Source organism: Maritimibacter alkaliphilus HTCC2654, from assembly GCF_000152805.1.
In the GTDB taxonomy this organism is placed as follows: Bacteria; Pseudomonadota; Alphaproteobacteria; order Rhodobacterales; family Rhodobacteraceae; genus Maritimibacter; species Maritimibacter alkaliphilus.
On record NZ_CH902578.1, the window covers coordinates 1949834 to 1967266 of the forward strand.

At 63.8% G+C, this 17433-nt stretch carries 20 protein-coding genes; 9 read left to right on the plus strand and 11 right to left on the minus strand.

What is annotated here, in order from left to right:
• Nucleotides 1-67: 67 nt before the first annotated feature.
• A complete protein-coding gene (locus RB2654_RS10520) occupies nucleotides 68-2419 on the minus strand; it encodes an aldehyde dehydrogenase family protein (RefSeq protein ID WP_008331266.1) in 2352 nt (783 codons plus the stop codon).
• Nucleotides 2420-2492: 73 nt separating this feature from the next.
• The gene (gene deoC, locus RB2654_RS10525; RefSeq protein ID WP_008331267.1) at nucleotides 2493-3545 is read right to left on the minus strand and encodes a deoxyribose-phosphate aldolase; all 1053 of its coding nucleotides are present in this window, start codon (nucleotides 3543-3545) and stop codon (nucleotides 2493-2495) included.
• A 251-nt stretch (nucleotides 3546-3796) separates the two neighbouring features.
• Between deoC and RB2654_RS22410 the strand changes: the two genes are divergently transcribed.
• Nucleotides 3797-4105 carry an ArsR/SmtB family transcription factor gene (locus RB2654_RS22410; protein WP_008331268.1) on the plus strand — a complete coding sequence of 103 codons (309 nt, stop codon included), beginning with the start codon at nucleotides 3797-3799 and terminating at the stop codon, nucleotides 4103-4105.
• Here RB2654_RS22410 and polA read toward each other — a convergent pair.
• From polA to RB2654_RS10555, 5 genes are read right to left on the minus strand one after another with little or no spacing between them, the layout of a single operon-like run.
• On the minus strand, nucleotides 4102-6900 hold the full coding sequence (gene polA / locus RB2654_RS10535; RefSeq protein ID WP_008331270.1) for a DNA polymerase I: 2799 nt from the start codon (nucleotides 6898-6900) through the stop codon (nucleotides 4102-4104). The two genes, RB2654_RS22410 and polA, sit on opposite strands and share 4 nt — an antisense overlap.
• A 20-nt stretch (nucleotides 6901-6920) precedes the next feature.
• A complete protein-coding gene (locus RB2654_RS10540) occupies nucleotides 6921-7301 on the minus strand; it encodes a VOC family protein (protein ID WP_008331271.1) in 381 nt (126 codons plus the stop codon).
• A gap of 15 nt (nucleotides 7302-7316) precedes the next feature.
• Nucleotides 7317-7496 carry a zinc-finger domain-containing protein gene (locus RB2654_RS10545; RefSeq protein WP_008331272.1) on the minus strand — a complete coding sequence of 60 codons (180 nt, stop codon included), beginning with the start codon at nucleotides 7494-7496 and terminating at the stop codon, nucleotides 7317-7319.
• A 56-nt stretch (nucleotides 7497-7552) separates the two neighbouring features.
• Nucleotides 7553-7930 carry an HIT domain-containing protein gene (locus RB2654_RS10550; RefSeq protein ID WP_008331273.1) on the minus strand — a complete coding sequence of 126 codons (378 nt, stop codon included), beginning with the start codon at nucleotides 7928-7930 and terminating at the stop codon, nucleotides 7553-7555.
• A gap of 10 nt (nucleotides 7931-7940) precedes the next feature.
• Nucleotides 7941-9518: a DUF5928 domain-containing protein gene (locus RB2654_RS10555; protein WP_008331274.1), complete on the minus strand. Its 1578-nt coding sequence runs from the start codon at nucleotides 9516-9518 to the stop codon at nucleotides 7941-7943.
• Nucleotides 9519-9661: 143 nt separating this feature from the next.
• Here RB2654_RS10555 and RB2654_RS10560 point away from each other — a divergent pair, with 143 nt between their 5' ends.
• On the plus strand, nucleotides 9662-10480 hold the full coding sequence (locus RB2654_RS10560) for a sulfotransferase family protein (protein ID WP_040884708.1): 819 nt from the start codon (nucleotides 9662-9664) through the stop codon (nucleotides 10478-10480).
• Here the strand turns inward: RB2654_RS10560 and RB2654_RS10565 are convergent.
• From RB2654_RS10565 to RB2654_RS10580, 4 genes are all read right to left on the minus strand, one after another.
• Nucleotides 10477-10974, minus strand: a complete 498-nt coding sequence (locus RB2654_RS10565; protein ID WP_008331283.1) for an isochorismatase family protein — start codon at nucleotides 10972-10974, stop codon at nucleotides 10477-10479. The genes RB2654_RS10560 and RB2654_RS10565 overlap by 4 nt on opposite strands.
• 184 nt (nucleotides 10975-11158) lie before the next feature.
• Nucleotides 11159-11395, minus strand: a complete 237-nt coding sequence (locus tag RB2654_RS10570) for an Lrp/AsnC ligand binding domain-containing protein (protein ID WP_008331284.1) — start codon at nucleotides 11393-11395, stop codon at nucleotides 11159-11161.
• 63 nt (nucleotides 11396-11458) lie between these two features.
• A complete protein-coding gene (gene argF, locus RB2654_RS10575; RefSeq protein ID WP_008331285.1) occupies nucleotides 11459-12385 on the minus strand; it encodes an ornithine carbamoyltransferase in 927 nt (308 codons plus the stop codon).
• A complete protein-coding gene (locus tag RB2654_RS10580) occupies nucleotides 12382-13560 on the minus strand; it encodes an aspartate aminotransferase family protein (RefSeq protein ID WP_008331286.1) in 1179 nt (392 codons plus the stop codon). Before RB2654_RS10580 ends, argF begins: the two co-directional genes overlap by 4 nt.
• 250 nt (nucleotides 13561-13810) lie before the next feature.
• Between RB2654_RS10580 and RB2654_RS10585 the strand changes: the two genes are divergently transcribed.
• From RB2654_RS10585 to RB2654_RS10615, 7 genes are all read left to right on the plus strand, one after another.
• Nucleotides 13811-14692 (plus strand): DMT family transporter, encoded by an 882-nt coding sequence (locus tag RB2654_RS10585; protein ID WP_008331287.1) that lies wholly within the window; start codon nucleotides 13811-13813, stop codon nucleotides 14690-14692.
• Between the two features lie 96 nt (nucleotides 14693-14788).
• Nucleotides 14789-15373, plus strand: a complete 585-nt coding sequence (locus tag RB2654_RS10590; RefSeq protein ID WP_008331288.1) for a GcrA family cell cycle regulator — start codon at nucleotides 14789-14791, stop codon at nucleotides 15371-15373.
• Complete coding sequence (locus RB2654_RS10595) at nucleotides 15357-15740, plus strand: glyoxalase superfamily protein (RefSeq protein WP_246146508.1); 384 nt, start codon at nucleotides 15357-15359, stop codon at nucleotides 15738-15740. Before RB2654_RS10590 ends, RB2654_RS10595 begins: the two co-directional genes overlap by 17 nt.
• 91 nt (nucleotides 15741-15831) lie before the next feature.
• Nucleotides 15832-16188, plus strand: a complete 357-nt coding sequence (locus RB2654_RS10600) for a hypothetical protein (RefSeq protein WP_008331291.1) — start codon at nucleotides 15832-15834, stop codon at nucleotides 16186-16188.
• A gap of 153 nt (nucleotides 16189-16341) precedes the next feature.
• On the plus strand, nucleotides 16342-16629 hold the full coding sequence (locus RB2654_RS10605) for a hypothetical protein (protein WP_008331292.1): 288 nt from the start codon (nucleotides 16342-16344) through the stop codon (nucleotides 16627-16629).
• 78 nt (nucleotides 16630-16707) lie between these two features.
• A complete protein-coding gene (locus RB2654_RS10610) occupies nucleotides 16708-16965 on the plus strand; it encodes a hypothetical protein (RefSeq protein ID WP_008331293.1) in 258 nt (85 codons plus the stop codon).
• 49 nt (nucleotides 16966-17014) lie between these two features.
• Complete coding sequence (locus RB2654_RS10615) at nucleotides 17015-17359, plus strand: hypothetical protein (RefSeq protein WP_040884712.1); 345 nt, start codon at nucleotides 17015-17017, stop codon at nucleotides 17357-17359.
• Nucleotides 17360-17433: the final 74 nt, after the last annotated feature.

The window sequence follows — 17433 nt, forward strand, 5'->3', positions numbered from 1 at the left end:
GTTTTCCAATGAGATCAGAGGCCGATCATGGGCGGCCACCGCGACGGGCGAAGCCCGGCGCAACCTCTTATTCGCCGTAGGGCACCCAGACGGTCTTGACCTCCGTCGCTTGAGCGAGGAATTCACGCCCCTCACCCTCAGCCCCCATCCAGTCACGGTCGATGGCGTGGTTCACCCAAGTTCGCTTCAGGTTCCCGGCGCTCTCGTATTCGATGAGGCTCGACATGTCGGCGCCGGAGGCGCTCCAGACCGCATCGACGCCGAGGTGACCGGCGAGCGGTTTGGCGAGTTCGGCGTGCGATCCGGTGAGGATGTTGACCACGCCGCCCGGCAGATCCGAAGTCTCGAGCACCTGGTAGAAATCCGCTGCGGCAAGCGGGAAGGGTTCGGAGGCGACCGCCACGACCCGGTTGCCCATCGCGATGGCCGGGGCGATGAGGCTGACGAGGCCCAGGAGCGGGTGGTCGTCGGGGCAGAACTGGCCGATCACCCCGACCGGCTCGTTCATGGCGAGCGCGACGCCGCGCAGCGGCACGGGTTTGGCCGCGCCGTCGTACTTGTCGGCCCAGGCGGCATAGGTGAAAAGCCGATCGATGGACCGCTCGACCTCGGCCCTGCCGCTACGACCACCGGTCAGGGCATTGATCCGGCTGGCGAATTCATCGGCCCGGGCCGAGAGGTTTTCGCCGATGTAATAAAGGATCTGCGCGCGCGCGTGGCCCGTCGTCCTGGCCCAGCCCGCAGCACCCGTGGCCGCTTCGACCGCGTTTCGCACATCCTTGCGGTTGGCGAGGCTCACGTGGCCCAGCAGCGCGCCGGACTTGGACCAGACCGGTTTGGAATAGCCGCCATCGGGCCGCGCCTGTTTGCCACCGATATAGAGTTTCGCCGTGCGGTCGAGTTCGTCGACCTTGGCGCCCTTGGGGGCAGCCACGGCCGGGATCGGTTTCAGGGTCGCGGGTTTGCGCTTGGGCTTGGTATAGGCCAGTAGCCCTTCCCATCCGCCTTCGCGCCCGAAACCGCTTTCACGCACGCCGCCGAAGCCCGCCGCCGCGTCGAACATGTTGGTGCCGTTCACCCAGACCACGCCTGCGGCCAATTTGGGCGCGATGTCCAGCGCGAGGTTCACGTTCTCGGACCAGAGCGTCGCGGCGAGGCCGTAACGGGTGTTGTTCGCGATGGCGACCGCCTCTTCCGGGATGCGGAAGGTGGTGGCGACCAGAACGGGGCCGAAGATTTCCTCCTGCATCAGCGAGGCTGCGGGCGACATGCCGGTGATGAGGGTGGGCGGGTAATAGCAGCCCGTCGCGGGCATCTCGGCCGGGGCCTGGAAAACGTCGCCTTCTGCCGCGCCCGCTTCGACCAGTTTGGACACGCGGTCGTGCTGGACGGGATCGACCAGCGCGCCCACGTCGATGGATTTGTCGAGCGGATCGCCCACGCGCAGTTTCGCCATGCGCGCCTTGAGTTTGGTATAGAACCGCTCGGCCACGGGTTCGTGGACCAGGAGACGCGAGCCCGCGCAGCAGACTTGCCCCTGATTGAACCAGATCGCATCCACCAGACCCTCGACCGCGCTGTCGAGATCGGCGTCGTCGAAGACGATGTAGGGCGACTTGCCGCCGAGTTCGAGCGTGAGCGATTTGCCCGTTCCTGCCGTCGCCTTGCGGATGATCCGGCCCACGTCGGTCGAGCCGGTGAAGGCGATCTTGTCGATGCCTTCGTGGGCCGTGATCGCCTCGCCCACCGCGCCGTCGCCGGTGACGATGTTCACGACGCCCTTGGGCAAGCCCGCCTCGTCGCAGATCTGCGCGAAAAAGAGCGCGGTGAGGGAGGTGTATTCGGCGGGCTTCAGCACCACGGTATTGCCCATCGCGATGGCGGGCGCGATCTTCCACGCGAGCATCAGGAGCGGGAAGTTCCACGGGATGATCTGACCGGCGACGCCCAGCGCCTCGCGGTCGGGGAGTTCCGCGTCCTGCAGCTGTGCCATCCCTGCGTGGTAGTAGAAGTGGCGGGCGACGAGCGGGATGTCGATGTCGCGGCTTTCGCGGATCGGCTTGCCGTTGTCGAGGGTTTCGAGAACCGCGAAGAGGCGGGCGTGTTTCTGGACGAGGCGGGCCAGCGCGTAGAGTTTGCGCGCGCGTTGGTGGCCCGAGAGTTTCGCCCAGCCCGGCTGCGCCTTGCGCGCGGCGCGCACGGCGGCGTCGACGTCATCGGCCCCGGCCTGGGTGATCTTGGCCAGCACCTCGCCCGTGGCCGGGTTCTTGGTCTCGAACGTGTCGCCCGGCTTGGTCCATGCGCCGTCGATGAACAGGCCGAACGTCGCGCCGTGGTCGTGGATCCAGGCCATCGCCTCAGACGCGCTTTCGGGGGCGGTGCCGTAATCCATGCTGTCGAAGATTTCTTTGATGGTCACTTTCTGATCCTCTTTCCGGGGCTGTGCCCGTTGGATGCCGACTTCGCTCCGCCCGGAGCGATGTCAGGGCACCTCACCCCATCGCATGGCGGTAGCCCGCCGAATAATGCCCGGTCACGTGGTGTTCGAGCTGCCGTTCGATGTCGCCCAAGAGCGACGAAGCGCCGAAGCGGAACAGGTGGGGGTCGAGCCAGTCGTCGCCCAGTTCCTCTTTCACCAGCGCCAGGTAGGTGAGCGAATCCTTGGCTTTCGAGATGCCGCCCGCCGGTTTGTAGCCGACCTTGATGCCGGTCCGGTCGTAGTAGTCGCGGATCGCGCGCATCATCACGAGGCTGACGGGCAGGGTCGCGTTGACGCCCTCCTTGCCGGTGGAGGACTTGATGAAGTCGGCGCCCGCCATCATGCAGACGAGCGAGGCGCGCGCGACGTTGCGCAGGGTGCCGAGTTCGCCTGTCGCGAGGATCGCTTTGACATGGGCGTCGCCGCAGGCCTCACGGAATGTGCGCATCTCGTCGTAGAGACCCTGCCAGTCGCCGGTCAGAACCTTGCGGCGGGAGATGACGATGTCGATCTCCTGCGCGCCGGCCTTGACGCTCTCGCCGATCTCGGCGACGCGCAGGTGGAAGGGCGAGAGGCCCGCCGGAAAGCCGGTGGAGACGGCTGCGACCGGGATATTGGTGCCGTGGAGCGCGTCGACGGCGGCCTCGATCATGTCGTGGTAGACGCAGACCGCGCCGGTGGTGAGGCCGTCGACACCCAGCGCGTCGAGCAGGTCCTGACGCACCGGCTGGCGAGCTTTGGCGCAGAGGCGGCGGACGCGGTTTTCGGTGTCATCCCCGGCGAGCGTGGTCAGGTCGATGAGGGTGATCGCCTTGAGGAGCCACGCGGCTTGGTAGTCCTTCTTGACCGACCGGCGCGCGCCGATGGTGCCCGCGCGGCGCTCGACGGCGGAGGTGTTGACCTGCACTGCCCGCACCCAATCCATGTCGAGCGGGAGGCCCGGATTGCGTTGATCCACAACGTCGGGAAGCTGCGCCGCCCCGAGTTGGGCCTTCGCTGTGTGTGTTTCGGTCTGCACGTTGACCTCCGATGTGTTGCTGCGAGCCTCGCACCTGTCCGCGCACATGGCAATATTTTTCCTTTTGGTCAAATTAAGAGGTGGGGAGGGTGGACGTCGGGCGGCGTTTCGCTGGTTTGCGGGGGGGCGGTTTTGGGCGGGCCGGGAGGATAGAATACTAGGATCCTAGTATTCTGGTATTGGCAAGCCACTGGAATTGAACAGCTTTCTTGGTGAAAATTAAGACTTTCGTTAACGGGCCTTCAACACTCTCTCGTCATTCTGTGGGGACCGAACCCCTCCACCGAAGGAACCGCCCCATGACCGCTGACGACAAAATCGCCCTGATGTTCAACGCCCTCGCCCATCCCAGACGCGCGAAGATCTTTCGCCTGCTCGTGGACGACTCGCGCAATGGGCAGACCTATGCCGCGCTACGTGACGCAACGGGGTTGAGCAACGCCGTGCTCATCCACCATGTCCGGGTGATGGAGGCTTCGGGCCTCGTCCGGCGCAAGCGGCGCGGGCCCGAGGTCAGCTATCTGCTCGAAAGCACGGAATTCTGCCGCACGATCGCCCTCGCTCACACGATGGCGGTGGATGCGCGGATGCACCCGAAGGCGGCTTAGTGCGCCTCGGCCCAGTTCGCGCCCTGCCCGGCATCGACCACCAGCGGGATGTCGAGCTTCACGGCCGGATCGGCCGCGCCTTCCATCACGTCGCGGATGACCGACACGGCCTTGTCCACGCCGCCCTCTTCGACCTCGAAGATCAGTTCGTCGTGCACCTGTAGCAGCATCTTCACAGGCAGGCCGGAGATCGCGTCCGGCATGCGGATCATGGCGCGGCGGATGATGTCCGCCGCCGAGCCCTGGATCGGCGCGTTGATCGCGGCGCGGCGGGCGAAACCGGCGTGCGGGCCCTTGGCGTTGATCTCGGGCGTGTGGATCTTGCGGCCGAACAGGGTCGCGACATGGCCGTGTTCCTTGGCGAAGGCCACGGTGTCGTCCATGTATTCCTTGATGCCGGGATATTTCTCGAAATAGCGGTCGATGAACCCCTGCGCCTCGCCCCGCGCGATCCGCAGGTTGCGGGCCAGGCCAAAGCCGGAAATGCCGTAGATCACGCCGAAATTGATCGCCTTGGCCTGCCGTCGCACGTCCGGCGTCATCTCGTCCAGCGGCACGTCGAACATTTCCGATGCCGTCGCGGCGTGAATGTCTTCACCATCCCGGAACGCCTGTTTCATCGACTCGATCCCGGCGACATGCGCGAGAATGCGCAATTCGATCTGGCTGTAGTCGAGCGAGACCAGAACCTTTCCCTCCGGCGCGACGAAAGCTTCGCGGATGCGCCGCCCTTCTTCCGTGCGGATCGGTATGTTCTGAAGGTTCGGGTCGGTTGAGGCCAGCCGGCCCGTCGACGCGCCCGTTTGCAGGTAGGACGTATGCACCCGGCCCGTGTCCGGGTCGATGTGGGTCTGGAGCGCATCCGTGTAGGTCGATTTGAGCTTGGACAGCTGCCGCCAGTCGAGCACGCGGGCAGGCAGGTCGTGCTGGGCCGCGAGATCCTCGAGAACGTCGGCGCCGGTGGCATAGGCCCCGGTCTTGCCCTTCTTCCCGCCTTCCAGTCCCAGCTTGTCGAACAGGATTTCACCAAGCTGCTTGGGCGAGCCGACATTGAACGACTGGCCCGCAAGCTCGTGAATCTCGGCCTCAAGCCCCGCCATTTTCTGCGCGAAGGCGTTGGACATGCGCGACAGGGTATCGCGGTCGACCTGAACGCCGTGCATTTCCATCTGGGCGAGCACGGGCACCAGCGGGCGTTCGAGCGTCTCATACACCGTCGTCACCTTTTCGCGGTGCAGGCGCGGCTTGAACAATTGCCACAATCTGAGGGTCACATCGGCGTCTTCGGCTGCGTATTTCACCGCATCTTCGATCTTCACCTTGTCGAAGGTGATCGCGCTCTTGCCTGTCCCGAGCAGGGTCTTGATCGAGATCGGGGTGTGGCCGAGGTAGTGTTCGGACAGCGTGTCCATGCCGTGATTGTGGAGACCCGAGAACATCGCGTAGGACATCAGCATCGTGTCGTCGATGGGCGCGACGTTCAGCCCGTGGCGGCTGAAAATCTTGGTGTCGTATTTGGCGTTCTGGAAAATCTTGAGGATCGCGGGATCTTCCAGCACCGGCTTCAGTGCGGCGAGGACGTCGTCGAGGGACAACTGCCCCTCCGCCAGCTTGTCGTCGGCAAAGAGCCCCTCGCCATCGCCCACTTTATGACCCACCGGGATATAGCAGGCCTCCCCCGGCACGACGGCAAGGCAGATGCCCGCGAACTCCGCCTGCATTTCGTTCAGCGACGTGGTCTCGGTATCGACCGCCACATAGCCATGATCGCGGATCAGCGCAATCCAACGGTCGAGCGCCTCCATGTCCTTGACCCACTCGTATTTCTCCGGGTCGATTTCGGGCGCGTCCGGCGCATCGCCTTCGGGCGCGTCTTTCGCCTCCGGCTCGGGGATCGCCAGCGGCTCCACCCCCAGCTTGTCCGCGATCCGGCGGGTGAGCGTGCGGAATTCCATCTTGGCGAGGAACGGCATCAGCTTGTCGGGATCGGGGTCCTGCACCTCGAGGTCGTCGAGGGTGAAGTCGATGGGCGTTTCGCAGTCGAGTTGGACGAGCCGCTTCGACAGTTCGATCTGTTCGCGTTTCTGGGTCAGAGTCTCGCGCCGCTTCGGCTGCTTGATCTCTTCCGCCCGGTCGAGCAGCGTTTCCAGATCGCCGTATTCGTTGATAAGAAGCGCGGCGGTCTTGATCCCGATGCCCGGCGCCCCCGGCACGTTGTCGACGCTGTCACCTGCGAGCGCCTGCACGTCCACGACGCGCTCCGGGCCGACGCCGAATTTCTCGATCACGCCTTCGCGGTCGATGCGTTTGTTCTTCATTGGGTCGAGCATTTCGACACCGTCACCGACAAGCTGCATCAGGTCTTTGTCCGAGGACAGGATAGTGACTTGCCCCCCGGCCTCGCGCCCCATGCAGGCCAGCGTCGCGATGATATCGTCGGCCTCGTAGCCTTCCATCTCCTTGCAGGCGATGTTGAAAGCGATGGTCGCTTCGCGCGTGAGCGGGATCTGCGGGCGCAGATCTTCGGGCATCTCGTCCCGGTTCGCCTTGTACTGGTCGTACATATCGTTGCGGAACGTGTGGCTGCCCTTGTCGAACACAACCGCCACATGGGTCGGCGCGTCGGGGCCGGTGTTGTCCTCGACATACCGTTGGAGCATGTTGCAGAACCCGCTGACCGCCCCGATGGGCAGCCCGTCGGACTTGCGCGTCAGCGGCGGCAGCGCGTGGTAGGCGCGGAAGATATAGGCCGAGCCGTCGATGAGGTGCAGATGGCACCCTTTGCCGAATGTCATGCTCGTCTCCCGCTAGGTCGTCACTCGTAGACCGACACTTCGATCAGATTTTCGTCCGGGTCGCGCAGATAGACCGAGGTGATCGGCCCGGCCGCTCCGGTGCGCGCAACAGGACCCTCGACGATTGGCACATCCGAGGCCCGCATATGATCCACCACATCTGCCATGCTGCCCGCCGCAATGAAACACAGATCGGCGCTGCCGGGGGTGGGACGGTGCGCTTTCGGCTCGAATTCATGGCCCGCTTCGTGAAGGTTGATCTTCTGCCGGCCGAACTGCAATGCCCGGCGCCCCGATCCGAAGGTCACGACCGTCATGCCAAGAACGCGGGTGTAGAAGTCACAGGTCGCGTCGAGCGAGGTCACAGTCAGGACGAGGTGATCCAGCCGGTCGATTTTCATGCCGCCACCGCAGGATCACGCCTTGTCGGCGAAATCCTTGTAGACGTATTTCGCGTCGCAATACCCGCATTCCACATAGCCCGTGTCGTCGGGGATGGTCAGCCAGACACGCGGGTGGCCCGTGGCCGGCCCGCCGCCGTCACAGGCGACCTTTTTCTTGTCCACCACCTTGGTTTCCGGTGCGTCCATCGTCATTTCGCGCCTCGTTTGTCGCTTTGTCTCAGAATACCAGCCACGCGGCCGGTCACAAGTCAGCCCGGCAGCATCCGGCCAAGCACTTTGCCGGACAGAATGTGGGTGTGCAGATGCGGCACTTCCTGAATGCCCGCCTTGCCGCCGTTCACGATCAGGCGATAGCCCTCGCCGCCCGCGCCGGGCGCGATGGCGAGCTTGTCGATCACCGCCTGAATGGCGCGGGAATAATCCGCCAGTTCCGCATCCGAAGCCTCTGCCGCGAAATGGTCCCATGTCAGATAGGCGCCTTTCGGGATCACCAGCACGTGCACAGGGGCCTGCGGCTGGATGTCGTTGAAGGCGAGGCTGTGCTCGGTCTCCAGCACCGTGTCGTTCGGAATCTCACCGCGTAGGATTTTCGCAAAGATGTTCTGGGTATCGTAGTCGTAGGCCATATGTCCCGTCTCAGTCGCTGAAGAAGCCGTCGGTTTGCGCTAGTTCCAGGGCCCTTTCTTCCGGGATCGTCAGGAACTTGGCAAGGGCCTCGGCATTTTCCTCGGAGGTGCCGTTTTCGCGAAGGATGTGCATGTCGAGGAAACCCTCGTCGCGGATACGGTCGGATTCATAGAAGAAATCCTGCCGGATCGTGGGGATCAGGCGGTCGAGCGCCTCTTGCGGGGTGCGTTCGCCCGCCAGCCCGACGCGCATGGCGTGGCCGAGAATCCACTCGTCGGAATAGTCCGTTTCGATCTCCAACAGCCGGGTTTTCGAGCGATCCGTGTAGAAATCTTTCATCAATTCGATATCGCCCGGGTCCATCCCGATGGCGAGCCTGTCGGTCTTGTAGTAATCGAACAGCATCCGCATCAGGGCGCGGCGGTGGCGCGTGCGCTTTTCGATGGTCGCCTGAATGCCGCCAAGATCGGGCAGCACCGTCTCTTCCTCGTCGAAGAGATAGTCGATGGCCGGGATGTTGGTCTTGTCGCGCAGAAGCTGAAGCATCCGTTTGCCGATGTGCCACTTCTTCGAGACGATGATGAGCAATTCGCGGTCGCGCCCCAGCGTCGTCTCGCTTTCCCAGAACCGTTCCCCGAAGCGTTGCCCGATCCGGCCCCGGCCCGTGAGGAATTTGAACAGGCTGCGCCCCTCGTTCGAAATTTTGAAGTCGGTGGTGTCCGAGGCGTAAAGCGCACCCAGCCGGCGCTTCAATTCATGCGCGTCCGGGCTGATCTTGCGGGCGAATAGATAGTCCTGCGACAGGAGCATGTCGTAGTGATCGTTGTAGAAGGTCACCGGCATCCCGTAGTCGGTGAACATGAGGAAGGTCAGCGTGCGCGTCTCGATCTCTTCATGCGGGACGAGGTGGCGCACGAGGGTCTGAAAGAACGTCTCGTCCGGAATCCACGTTGTCGAAAAGAACCGCATCACGTCGCGGCGTTTGCGGGTGAAGTCCAGTATCCATTCGATCGTGCGGCGCCGGAGGCACCACCACTGCGACCCGATCATGATCTGGATGTCGGCCGGCACATCGCGTTTGAGGCCCAGCCGCTTTTGCAGGTTCATCGCGGCGTAGAACAGCCCCTTCTGGGTGCGTTCGTTGAAGTAGTGCCGCCAGATCAGACGGTCTTCCTTGATCCCCGTCTTGATCCAGTCGCTTTCGAAGAAATCGAAGCTTTCGATATAGTCCTTGTCGTCGTCATCGAGGAATTCGTGGGCATATTCCGCCGATTTGATCGCCATGCAGTCGCCGGAGACCATGTAGAAATGCGTGGCGCGCGGAAACGCCTCGACCGCCGCCTCGACCGCGTGCAGCGTGCCTTGGACCAGCGACCATTCCCCCCAGCCGCATTTCACCCGTTTTCTGGCGAAGGTCACCGAGCCGTTTTCGGCCAATGCGGCCTGTATCATCTCGTAATCCGAGCGCGGGCTGCGGGCGTCGAAATGGATCGAGATATAGTCGCCCGCCGCCGTCAGGCGCTGCGCCTGATCGATGATGGCCTTGGGGTCTTTGTGGCACAGAAGGATGAAGGCAATCTTGGCCATTCAGGCTCCAAGAGGGGCGGTTCGGGGCGGATTGTTGACAGGCTTAACGTAACGAAGCATTGAAATGACAGTGTTTGTTTGCTTTTTTCTGTCAAAACAATCCGACCTCGGGCGAGCGGGTCACAATAAGGCGGGCAGCAAGCATGGGTTTCCCCGGAACCTGGATGACCGAAACGGAAAGCATGGTGTATCGGGTCGTTCCGAAATGCGCCTGCTCGACCATCGGTCAGATCATGTATTACTCCGATCACGGCGCATTCTTCGACGGCGACATTCACGATGCGCAGGACGGCATCATCAAATGGGCGCAGGAAGAGAACCAGAAAAAGATCGAACGCAACGTGAAGACGCACAAGAGTTTCGCCTTCACCTGCGTTCGCAATCCCTACACCCGAATTCTGTCGTCGTTCTTCGACAAGATCTGCGGCATCCAACGCAACGGCAAACGTTATCGCGGCAACCTTGTCCCGCTTCTGATCCAGAAATACGGGATCGAAGTGGGCAGCCCCGAGGACAATTTCGACTTCGACCAGATCAAGTCGTTCCGACGGTTCCTGCTGTTCACCCGCGACACCATCAAGTTCCGCCGCCCGATGGACCCCGACATTCACTGGTCGGCCATGTCCGGCCATGTCTCGACCTTCATCCACAACGGCGGCACCTACGACCACATTTTCTGGACCGAGAACTTCAACGTCGGGATGAAGAAGGTGCTCGACAACGTGAAGACGCCGCAGAAGGTGAACCTCAAGACCATTCCCCGCTTCAACGAAAGCGCGGGCCACGGCCCCGAACGCGCGCACCCGGTCGAGGATTATTTCGACGACCTGTCGATGCATCTGATGTGGGAGATCTACCGCAAGGATTTCGAGTTGTTCAAATACGACTTCGACAATCCGGGGAACAAGCTGCCCATCGGGGACATCGACCTGCACGAAGTGCACAAGAAGCTGGGCAGCTAGGCCAGCTTGACCTCCGCCAGACCCACGACCTCGACATCCTTCAGCTTGGCGAGGTTCGCGTTCACCGTCGCGATCACGTCGCGAAAGTCGCGCTTGTGGAAATCGTGGGTCGTGTGCGCATCGCCGACCAGTGTCACGGCAAAACCGTAGTTCGGGGCGGCGTGGACGGTTTCGTCGATGCAGGCGTCCGATTGCATCCCGCAGACCACGATCCGGTCGACCCCGCGCCCGCCCAACTCGCCCGCGAGCGTCGTGCCGACAAAAGCGTTGCACACGTCCTTGCGCACCACCGCCTCTCCGGGTTTGGGCTTGAATACGGGGTGCAGCGACGGGTCCGGCGTGACGCCGGTGTCGAGCACCCAGACCACGGGCACGCCATCGCCCCGTGCCCGCTCGACCAGACGAAACACCGCCGACATGATTTCATCGGTGTTCGGCGTTTCGTCCTCGATCAGGCTGACCTGCATATCGATGACCACCAGTGCTGCGGTCATACCCCACCCCTAGATACGCCGTGAAACGGCTCTGACAGTTGAGCGTAACACTCCCATATTCCGGGGGCGCCAGACACTACGGGATACGTGACCCTTGCAGGTCGCGGGGCGATCCCCATGAACCCGATCATTTTCCGGGCGGGGCGCGCAATTCGAAGGCAGGACTGAAACGGGCGGGTTCGGCTCAGAACGCGTTGAACGTCATGATCGTGTGGGATCGCTCGATCCCCGGCACGTCGAGCAGTTGCTCGTTCACGTATCGGCCCACGTCCTGCCCGTCAGGCACGTAGAGCTTGAGCAGAAGGTCATAGTCTCCGCTGGTCGAGTAAAGCTCGGAGTGCAGTTCGCGCAGCACGATTTCCTCGGCCACGCGATAGGTCGACCCCGGCTTGCAGCGGATCTGGATGAAGATGGCGCTCATTCTCGTATCCTTCGGTCAGGCGGCCTTGCGGGCACCTTGGGTCAAAGCCGCCCGGTTGGCAACTCAGACGCCCAGGCACCAGCGCATGATCGCTTTCTGGGCGTGCAAGCGGTTCTCCGCCTCGTCGAACACCACCGACTGCGGGCCGTCCATGACGGCGTCGGTGACCTCTTCGTTCCGGTGGGCGGGCAGGCAGTGCATGAACAGCGCGTCGGGGTTGGCGCCCGCCATGAGCCGGTCGTCAACCTGATAGGCCCGCAGGAGGTTATGGCGGCGTTCGCGGGTCGAGGGCGCGTCGTGCATCGAAACCCATGTGTCGGTGACAACGAGGTCAGCCCCCTTGACGGCGGCGTGCGGGTCGCGCTCGATCTCGATCTTCACGCCCTTGGCGCGCGCTTCCTCGACGAATTCGCGGTCGGGGCCGAGCCGCTCGGGGCCGGTGTAGGTCAAATCGAAGCCAAGCTGCCCGGCGGCGTGGATGAAGGACGCGCAGACGTTGTTGCCGTCGCCGGTCCAGACCACCTTTTTCCCGGCGATCGGGCCGCGATGTTCCTCATACGTCAGGATGTCGGCCATGATCTGACAGGGGTGGGTGCGGTTCGTCAGGCCATTGATGACCGGGACGGTCGCGAATTCGGCCAGCTCTTGCAGCGCGGATTCCTCGAACGTGCGGATCATGATGAGGTCGACGTAACGCGACAGAACGCGGGCGGTGTCGGGGATCGACTCGCCGTGACCAAGCTGCATTTCCGACCCCGACAGGACCAGCGTTTCGCCGCCCATCTGGCGCACGCCCACGTCGAAGGACACGCGCGTCCGGGTCGAGGGCTTCTCAAAGATCAGCGCGACGACCTTTCCGGCCAGCGCCTGTTCGTCGTCCGGCACGCCCTTGGCCGCATCGCCGCGCCCGGCTTTGATCCGGTGGGCTTCGTCGAGCATGGTGCGCAGGTCCGCCGGGTCGGTGGCGTTGATGTCGAGAAAATGTCTCATGCCTTGGCCTCCAGCGCCATTGCAGCGGCGTCGAGCCGCGCCACGCCCTCGGCGATGTCTTCGTCGGTGATGTTGAGCGGCGGCAGGAGGCGCACCACGTTGTCGGCGGCGGGCACGGTGATGACATGGGCGTCATAGCCAGCGGCCACCAGATCGGCAGGCGCGACCTTGCACTTGAGGCCGAGCATCAGGCCCACGCCGCGCACGCTGTCGAAGATGTCGGGATGCGCGTCGGTCAGCCCTTCGAGCTTTTGACGCAGGAGCCCGGCCTTGCGGTTCACGTCATCCAAAAACCCGTTGCCGGTGACCACGTCGACCATCTTGATCCCCACGGCCATGGCCAGCGGGTTGCCGCCATAGGTGGAGCCATGCGTGCCGACCACCATGCCCGAGGCCGCGTCTTCCGTCGCCAGCACCGCGCCCAGCGGGAAGCCCCCGCCGATGCCCTTGGCGGACATGCAGATGTCGGGCGTGACGCCGGCCCATTCGTGGGCAAAGAACTTGCCGGTCCGACCGACGCCGCACTGCACCTCGTCAAAGATCAGAAGCGTCCCGGTCTCATCGCACAGGTCGCGCAGACCCTTGAGGCACTGATCGGGCACCGGGCGGATGCCGCCTTCGCCCTGCACCGGCTCGATCAGGATCGCGGCGGTCTTCTCGGTCACGGCGGCGCGCAGGGCATCGTGGTCACCAAAATCGAGATGGACGAAGCCGGGCATCAGCGGCCCGAAACCCTTGACCATCTTCTCGGCCCCCGAGGCCGCGATGGCGCCGGTGGAGCGGCCGTGGAAGCAGCCGGAGAAGGTAATGATCTCGACCCGGTCGGTGTCGCCGCGGTCATAATGATACTTGCGCGACATTTTGATGGCGAGTTCGGCGGCTTCGGTGCCGGAGTTGGTGAAGAACACCGTGTCCGCGAAAGAGGCCTCGACCAGCTTGTCGGCCAGCACCTTCTGCCCCGGAATCTCGTAAAGGTTCGAGACGTGCCAGAGCTTGTGGGCCTGCGCGGTCAACGCACCGATCAGGTCGGGGTTCGCGTGGCCCAGCGCGTTCACCGCGATGCCCGCGCCCAGATCGAGGTATCGGTCCCCCCCTTCCTCGATCAGCCAGCTGCCTTCGCCTTTGACGAAGTTCAGTTTCGCGCGCGCATAGGTCGGCAGAACGGACGGGATCATGGCGTCATCCTTCAAAAAGAGGCCTTTGGGTGCCGCAAGGGCGGGCCGGTGTCAACGATTTAAGAGGGTTTTGGGGGCGAACGGAAGCGGACGTCAGGCGCGGGTGCGGCGGCGTCGGCAATCAGCGGTATGGGTCCGTGCGTTCATGGGTGCGGCGATACTTCGGTCCGGGGCGAAAGTCCATCTCTTTCCTCGGCCACGAACCGGGCGTATGGGGCGATGACCCTTTACGATTTCGATGTGGCCCCGCATGACCCCGACCCCGCAACAACCGCTCGCCGCCGTGGGCTTCATGCTGCTCGCCGCCGCTCTGGTGGCGAGCACGACGCTTTTGGCCAAGGTCGCGGGCGAGGCCGGGCTGCATCCGCTTCAGGTCAGCCACGGGCGCTTCCTGTTCGCCTTTCTGGGGATCGCGGCGGCCAATCTGATCCTGCGCCCCGCCTACACGCGGCCCAAATGGGCGGTTCATGCCGGGCGCTCGTTCTCGGGCTGGGCCGGAATTTCGCTGACCTTCGCGGCGGTGCAGTTCATCCCGCTGGGCGACGCGACGGCGATCTCGTTCCTCAATCCGGTCTTCGCGATGTTCCTCGCCATCCCGATCCTTGGTGAGCGGATCGGGCCGTGGCGCTGGACGGCGGCGGCGATCACCCTCACCGGCGGCGCAATCCTCTTGCGCCCCGGCACCGGCACGATCGAGCCCGGTGCGCTGCTGGCGCTGGCGGCGGCGGGGTTCATGGCGTTCGAGATCACGCTCATCAAGTTTCTCAGCGACCGCGAGCGACCGCTTCAGATCCTGCTCATCAACAACGGCATGGGTCTGACCATCGCGACCATCGCCGCCTCGGCCCTGTGGGTGTGGCAGATGCCCGATGCGCGGGTCTGGGCGGTGCTAGCCGGGATCGGGTTCGTCATGGCGCTGGCCCAGACCTGTTTCATTCAGGCGATGCGCCGAGCCGATGCCAGCTTCGCCTCGCCGTTCTTCTACGCCACGCTCGTATTCGCCGCGCTTTACGACGGGATCGTTTTCGGCACATGGCCCGCCGCGACCAGCGCGCTTGGCGCGGGCGTCATCGTGGCGGGCGGCGCACTGCTGGCGTGGCGCGAGGGACGGTTGAAACGTGCGCCCGGTTGATCCATATAGCGGCCTTCACCTTGTAACCCCGGCCCCGGTGGCTAGAATACGCGCCTGACGCTAGATACGGCCCGATCAGGCCCACGAGGAAACGCGATGTCCTGGACAGACGAACGAGTCGAAACCCTGAAAAAGATGTGGTCCGAGGGCCAGTCGGCGAGCCAGATCGCCAAGGAACTGGGCGGCGTGACCCGCAATGCCGTGATCGGCAAGGTGCATCGGCTTGGTCTGTCCAACCGCGCGGGCGGCAGCCCGGCGACGACCGCCAAGGCCCCGGCCAAGGAAAAACCGGCAGCCAAGCCCGCCGCGAAAAAGCCCGCGACCGCGAAAGCGGCGGAGCCGAAGGCCGAGCCTGCCGCCGCCGAGGCCGCGCCTGCCGCCAAGCCGGTGACGCCTGCGCGCAAGCAGATCATCCCCGCCGGTCAGCCGCTGCCGCCGCAGCCCAGCGCGAACGAGATCAGCCCGGAGGCGCTGAAAAAGGTGTCCGAGATCGAGAAGTCGGCCAAGAAGCTGTCGCTTCTGGAACTGACCGAGCGGACCTGCAAATGGCCCGTTGGCGACCCCGCGACCGAGGATTTCTGGTTCTGCGGCCTGCCGGTCCAGCAGGGCAAGCCCTATTGCGAGGCGCATGTGGGCGTGGCGTTCCAGCCCATGTCCTCGCGTCGTGACCGGAAACGCTGATATGAAGGCGGGCGCGGCGGTTCCGATCCTGCGCTCGTTCTCCGAGGCCGAGGCGCGGGATTTCTACCTGCGTTACCTGGGTTTCGAGGTGGTGTTCGAGCACCGCTTCGCCCCCGATCTGCCGCTTTACATGAGCGTCAAGCGCGGCGACTGCGAGTTGCACCTGTCCGAACACCACGGCGACGCCGCACCCGGCAGCGCGGTTCGGATCGAGGTCGCCGACATCGAAGCGTTCCATGCCGAGATCACGGAACGCGGCCACAAGCGTCTGCGCCCCGGAATCCAGCACCAAAGCTGGGGGGCCAGCGAAGTCATGCTGAACGATCCGTTCGGAAATCGCATCATCTTCTGGCAGTCCAAGGACTAGGCCTGCGCCGATTGTTTCCAAATCCGGCGTTGCTTCGAATCCGATCCCGACCGTATCCTTTCATTAACCATCCATTTCAGGGAGCAGGTTCATGAAAGTCATTCTGGCATTACCCGTCGCCTTCGTATTGGGCGGCTGCGCACTGTTCGCGCCCAAGGATCACGCCATCACCTTGCACGAGACCGGCGGCAATCAGATCGCCGTGGCGAGCACCAAGGGCGGCATGATGGTCGTCGGTGGCGCCACCACATTCGACGGTAGCGATTACGAAACCTATACCGAACATCAGGTCGACACCGACACCGGCACCGTGATCGACACGCGCCATTACGTGATGATCGAGGGCGAGATGATGGATTGCCCGCAATCCGATTGTCAGGGCACCGTCGCGCGCCACTACGGCGTGCCGGGTCTGCCGTCGTCCGAGGATACCTACATCGTTCGCTAGGTCGAACAGACCGATCAATTGCGCGACATTTGCCGGGCGACGCGCCCGGCTGATGGCATTTGTTTCCACATCGGAAACAATCAAGCGCCGTCGTTTACCACGTCACACGATCCTCCGTTTACGAATTCGTAACCATCTGCCTTGCTCGACCACATGCGTCGTCTGGCCCTCATCCCCTGCTTCTTCCTGATCGGCTGCGACACCCCTCGCGCGATCATTCCGACGGGTCATGTCGTGGTGCAGGGCGGCTCCGCCTATCCGGTCGCCATCGCACAGGACGCCCGCACTGCGGGGGCGCAGGCAGCGGAGATCGTCGTGCGCGTCGACGGCGGGTATGTGGCCTGCGCCCCGTCATGCGGTGCGGCCATTCTGCGCTATGCGGCAAAGCCGGACCCCGACCTGCTCATCCGGTTCGCCGGTCCCTATACGCGCCAACCCTAGGCGGCCCCGACCCGGCCCCAAGTTTGCGCCGAATCTCTTCGCCGTTTAAGGTTCACCTGCACCGGGGGAGGATCGCGCATGATACGACTGGCCGCGCTCGCCGCATTCGCCGTGACACTGGTCGGCTGCACGGACAGCTGGACCTACGAAAAGACCGGCCGCGCCGTTATCCACGATGGTGTCCCCTACGACATCTACGCGTTGAAGGCCGAAGTGACCAACACCCATGGCGGCTTGCCCAAGGTCACCACGGCCGAGGTCGTCCGGGTCGGCGACAAGTTCCTGCAATGCGAACCGGACTGCGGAAAAGCGGTCTTTCGCGAATTGGTGAAGTGATCGGTTTCTTCGGCCCACGTTCGGGCACTGTTCATTTCAGGAGGCGATATTGAAGCCAATTTCCATTCTTGCCCTCGGCGCACTCATGACCCTCGCGGCCTGCGACCTCGGCGAAACGCGGACCTATCGGACCGGCAACACCGTCACCGTGAACGGCCAGAAATTCGACATCTGGGAAGTGCAGAGAGTGGAGCTTGTCCGGGTGTCCGGCAATGTCGTGGAAAGCTGGGTGCCGGCCGGTCAGGAAGTGAAGATCGGCAGCGAGTTCGTGCCGTGCGAAGGCGGGTGCGCCCAGACGGTGCAACGGTATCTGGCCAATGCCACGGCACGTGCCGGGCAGGTGGTCGAAAGTGCGGCGGCGACCTCGCCCCGGCTCGAGGACGTTTCGGAATAGGCGCCTTGCCAGCGGCCCGGCGCCGAGGCCGACGCGGCGCGGGATCGTGCCCCTTTCCACAAGCCACGGCAGCG

What these genes read in the sequence shown, in the direction of transcription:
- deoC (WP_008331267.1), bottom strand. Translation starts at nt 3,545, where the DNA reads ATGTGCGCGGACAGGTGCGAGGCTCGCAGCAACACATCGGAGGTCAAC.
- RB2654_RS22410 (WP_008331268.1), top strand. Translation starts at nt 3,797, where the DNA reads ATGACCGCTGACGACAAAATCGCCCTGATGTTCAACGCCCTCGCCCAT.
- polA (WP_008331270.1), bottom strand. Translation starts at nt 6,900, where the DNA reads ATGACATTCGGCAAAGGGTGCCATCTGCACCTCATCGACGGCTCGGCC.
- RB2654_RS10540 (WP_008331271.1), bottom strand. Translation starts at nt 7,301, where the DNA reads ATGAAAATCGACCGGCTGGATCACCTCGTCCTGACTGTGACCTCGCTC.
- RB2654_RS10545 (WP_008331272.1), bottom strand. Translation starts at nt 7,496, where the DNA reads ATGACGATGGACGCACCGGAAACCAAGGTGGTGGACAAGAAAAAGGTC.
- RB2654_RS10550 (WP_008331273.1), bottom strand. Translation starts at nt 7,930, where the DNA reads ATGGCCTACGACTACGATACCCAGAACATCTTTGCGAAAATCCTACGC.
- RB2654_RS10555 (WP_008331274.1), bottom strand. Translation starts at nt 9,518, where the DNA reads ATGGCCAAGATTGCCTTCATCCTTCTGTGCCACAAAGACCCCAAGGCC.
- RB2654_RS10560 (WP_040884708.1), top strand. Translation starts at nt 9,662, where the DNA reads ATGGGTTTCCCCGGAACCTGGATGACCGAAACGGAAAGCATGGTGTAT.
- RB2654_RS10565 (WP_008331283.1), bottom strand. Translation starts at nt 10,974, where the DNA reads ATGACCGCAGCACTGGTGGTCATCGATATGCAGGTCAGCCTGATCGAG.
- RB2654_RS10570 (WP_008331284.1), bottom strand. Translation starts at nt 11,395, where the DNA reads ATGAGCGCCATCTTCATCCAGATCCGCTGCAAGCCGGGGTCGACCTAT.
- argF (WP_008331285.1), bottom strand. Translation starts at nt 12,385, where the DNA reads ATGAGACATTTTCTCGACATCAACGCCACCGACCCGGCGGACCTGCGC.
- RB2654_RS10580 (WP_008331286.1), bottom strand. Translation starts at nt 13,560, where the DNA reads ATGATCCCGTCCGTTCTGCCGACCTATGCGCGCGCGAAACTGAACTTC.
- RB2654_RS10585 (WP_008331287.1), top strand. Translation starts at nt 13,811, where the DNA reads ATGACCCCGACCCCGCAACAACCGCTCGCCGCCGTGGGCTTCATGCTG.
- RB2654_RS10590 (WP_008331288.1), top strand. Translation starts at nt 14,789, where the DNA reads ATGTCCTGGACAGACGAACGAGTCGAAACCCTGAAAAAGATGTGGTCC.
- RB2654_RS10600 (WP_008331291.1), top strand. Translation starts at nt 15,832, where the DNA reads ATGAAAGTCATTCTGGCATTACCCGTCGCCTTCGTATTGGGCGGCTGC.
- RB2654_RS10605 (WP_008331292.1), top strand. Translation starts at nt 16,342, where the DNA reads ATGCGTCGTCTGGCCCTCATCCCCTGCTTCTTCCTGATCGGCTGCGAC.
- RB2654_RS10610 (WP_008331293.1), top strand. Translation starts at nt 16,708, where the DNA reads ATGATACGACTGGCCGCGCTCGCCGCATTCGCCGTGACACTGGTCGGC.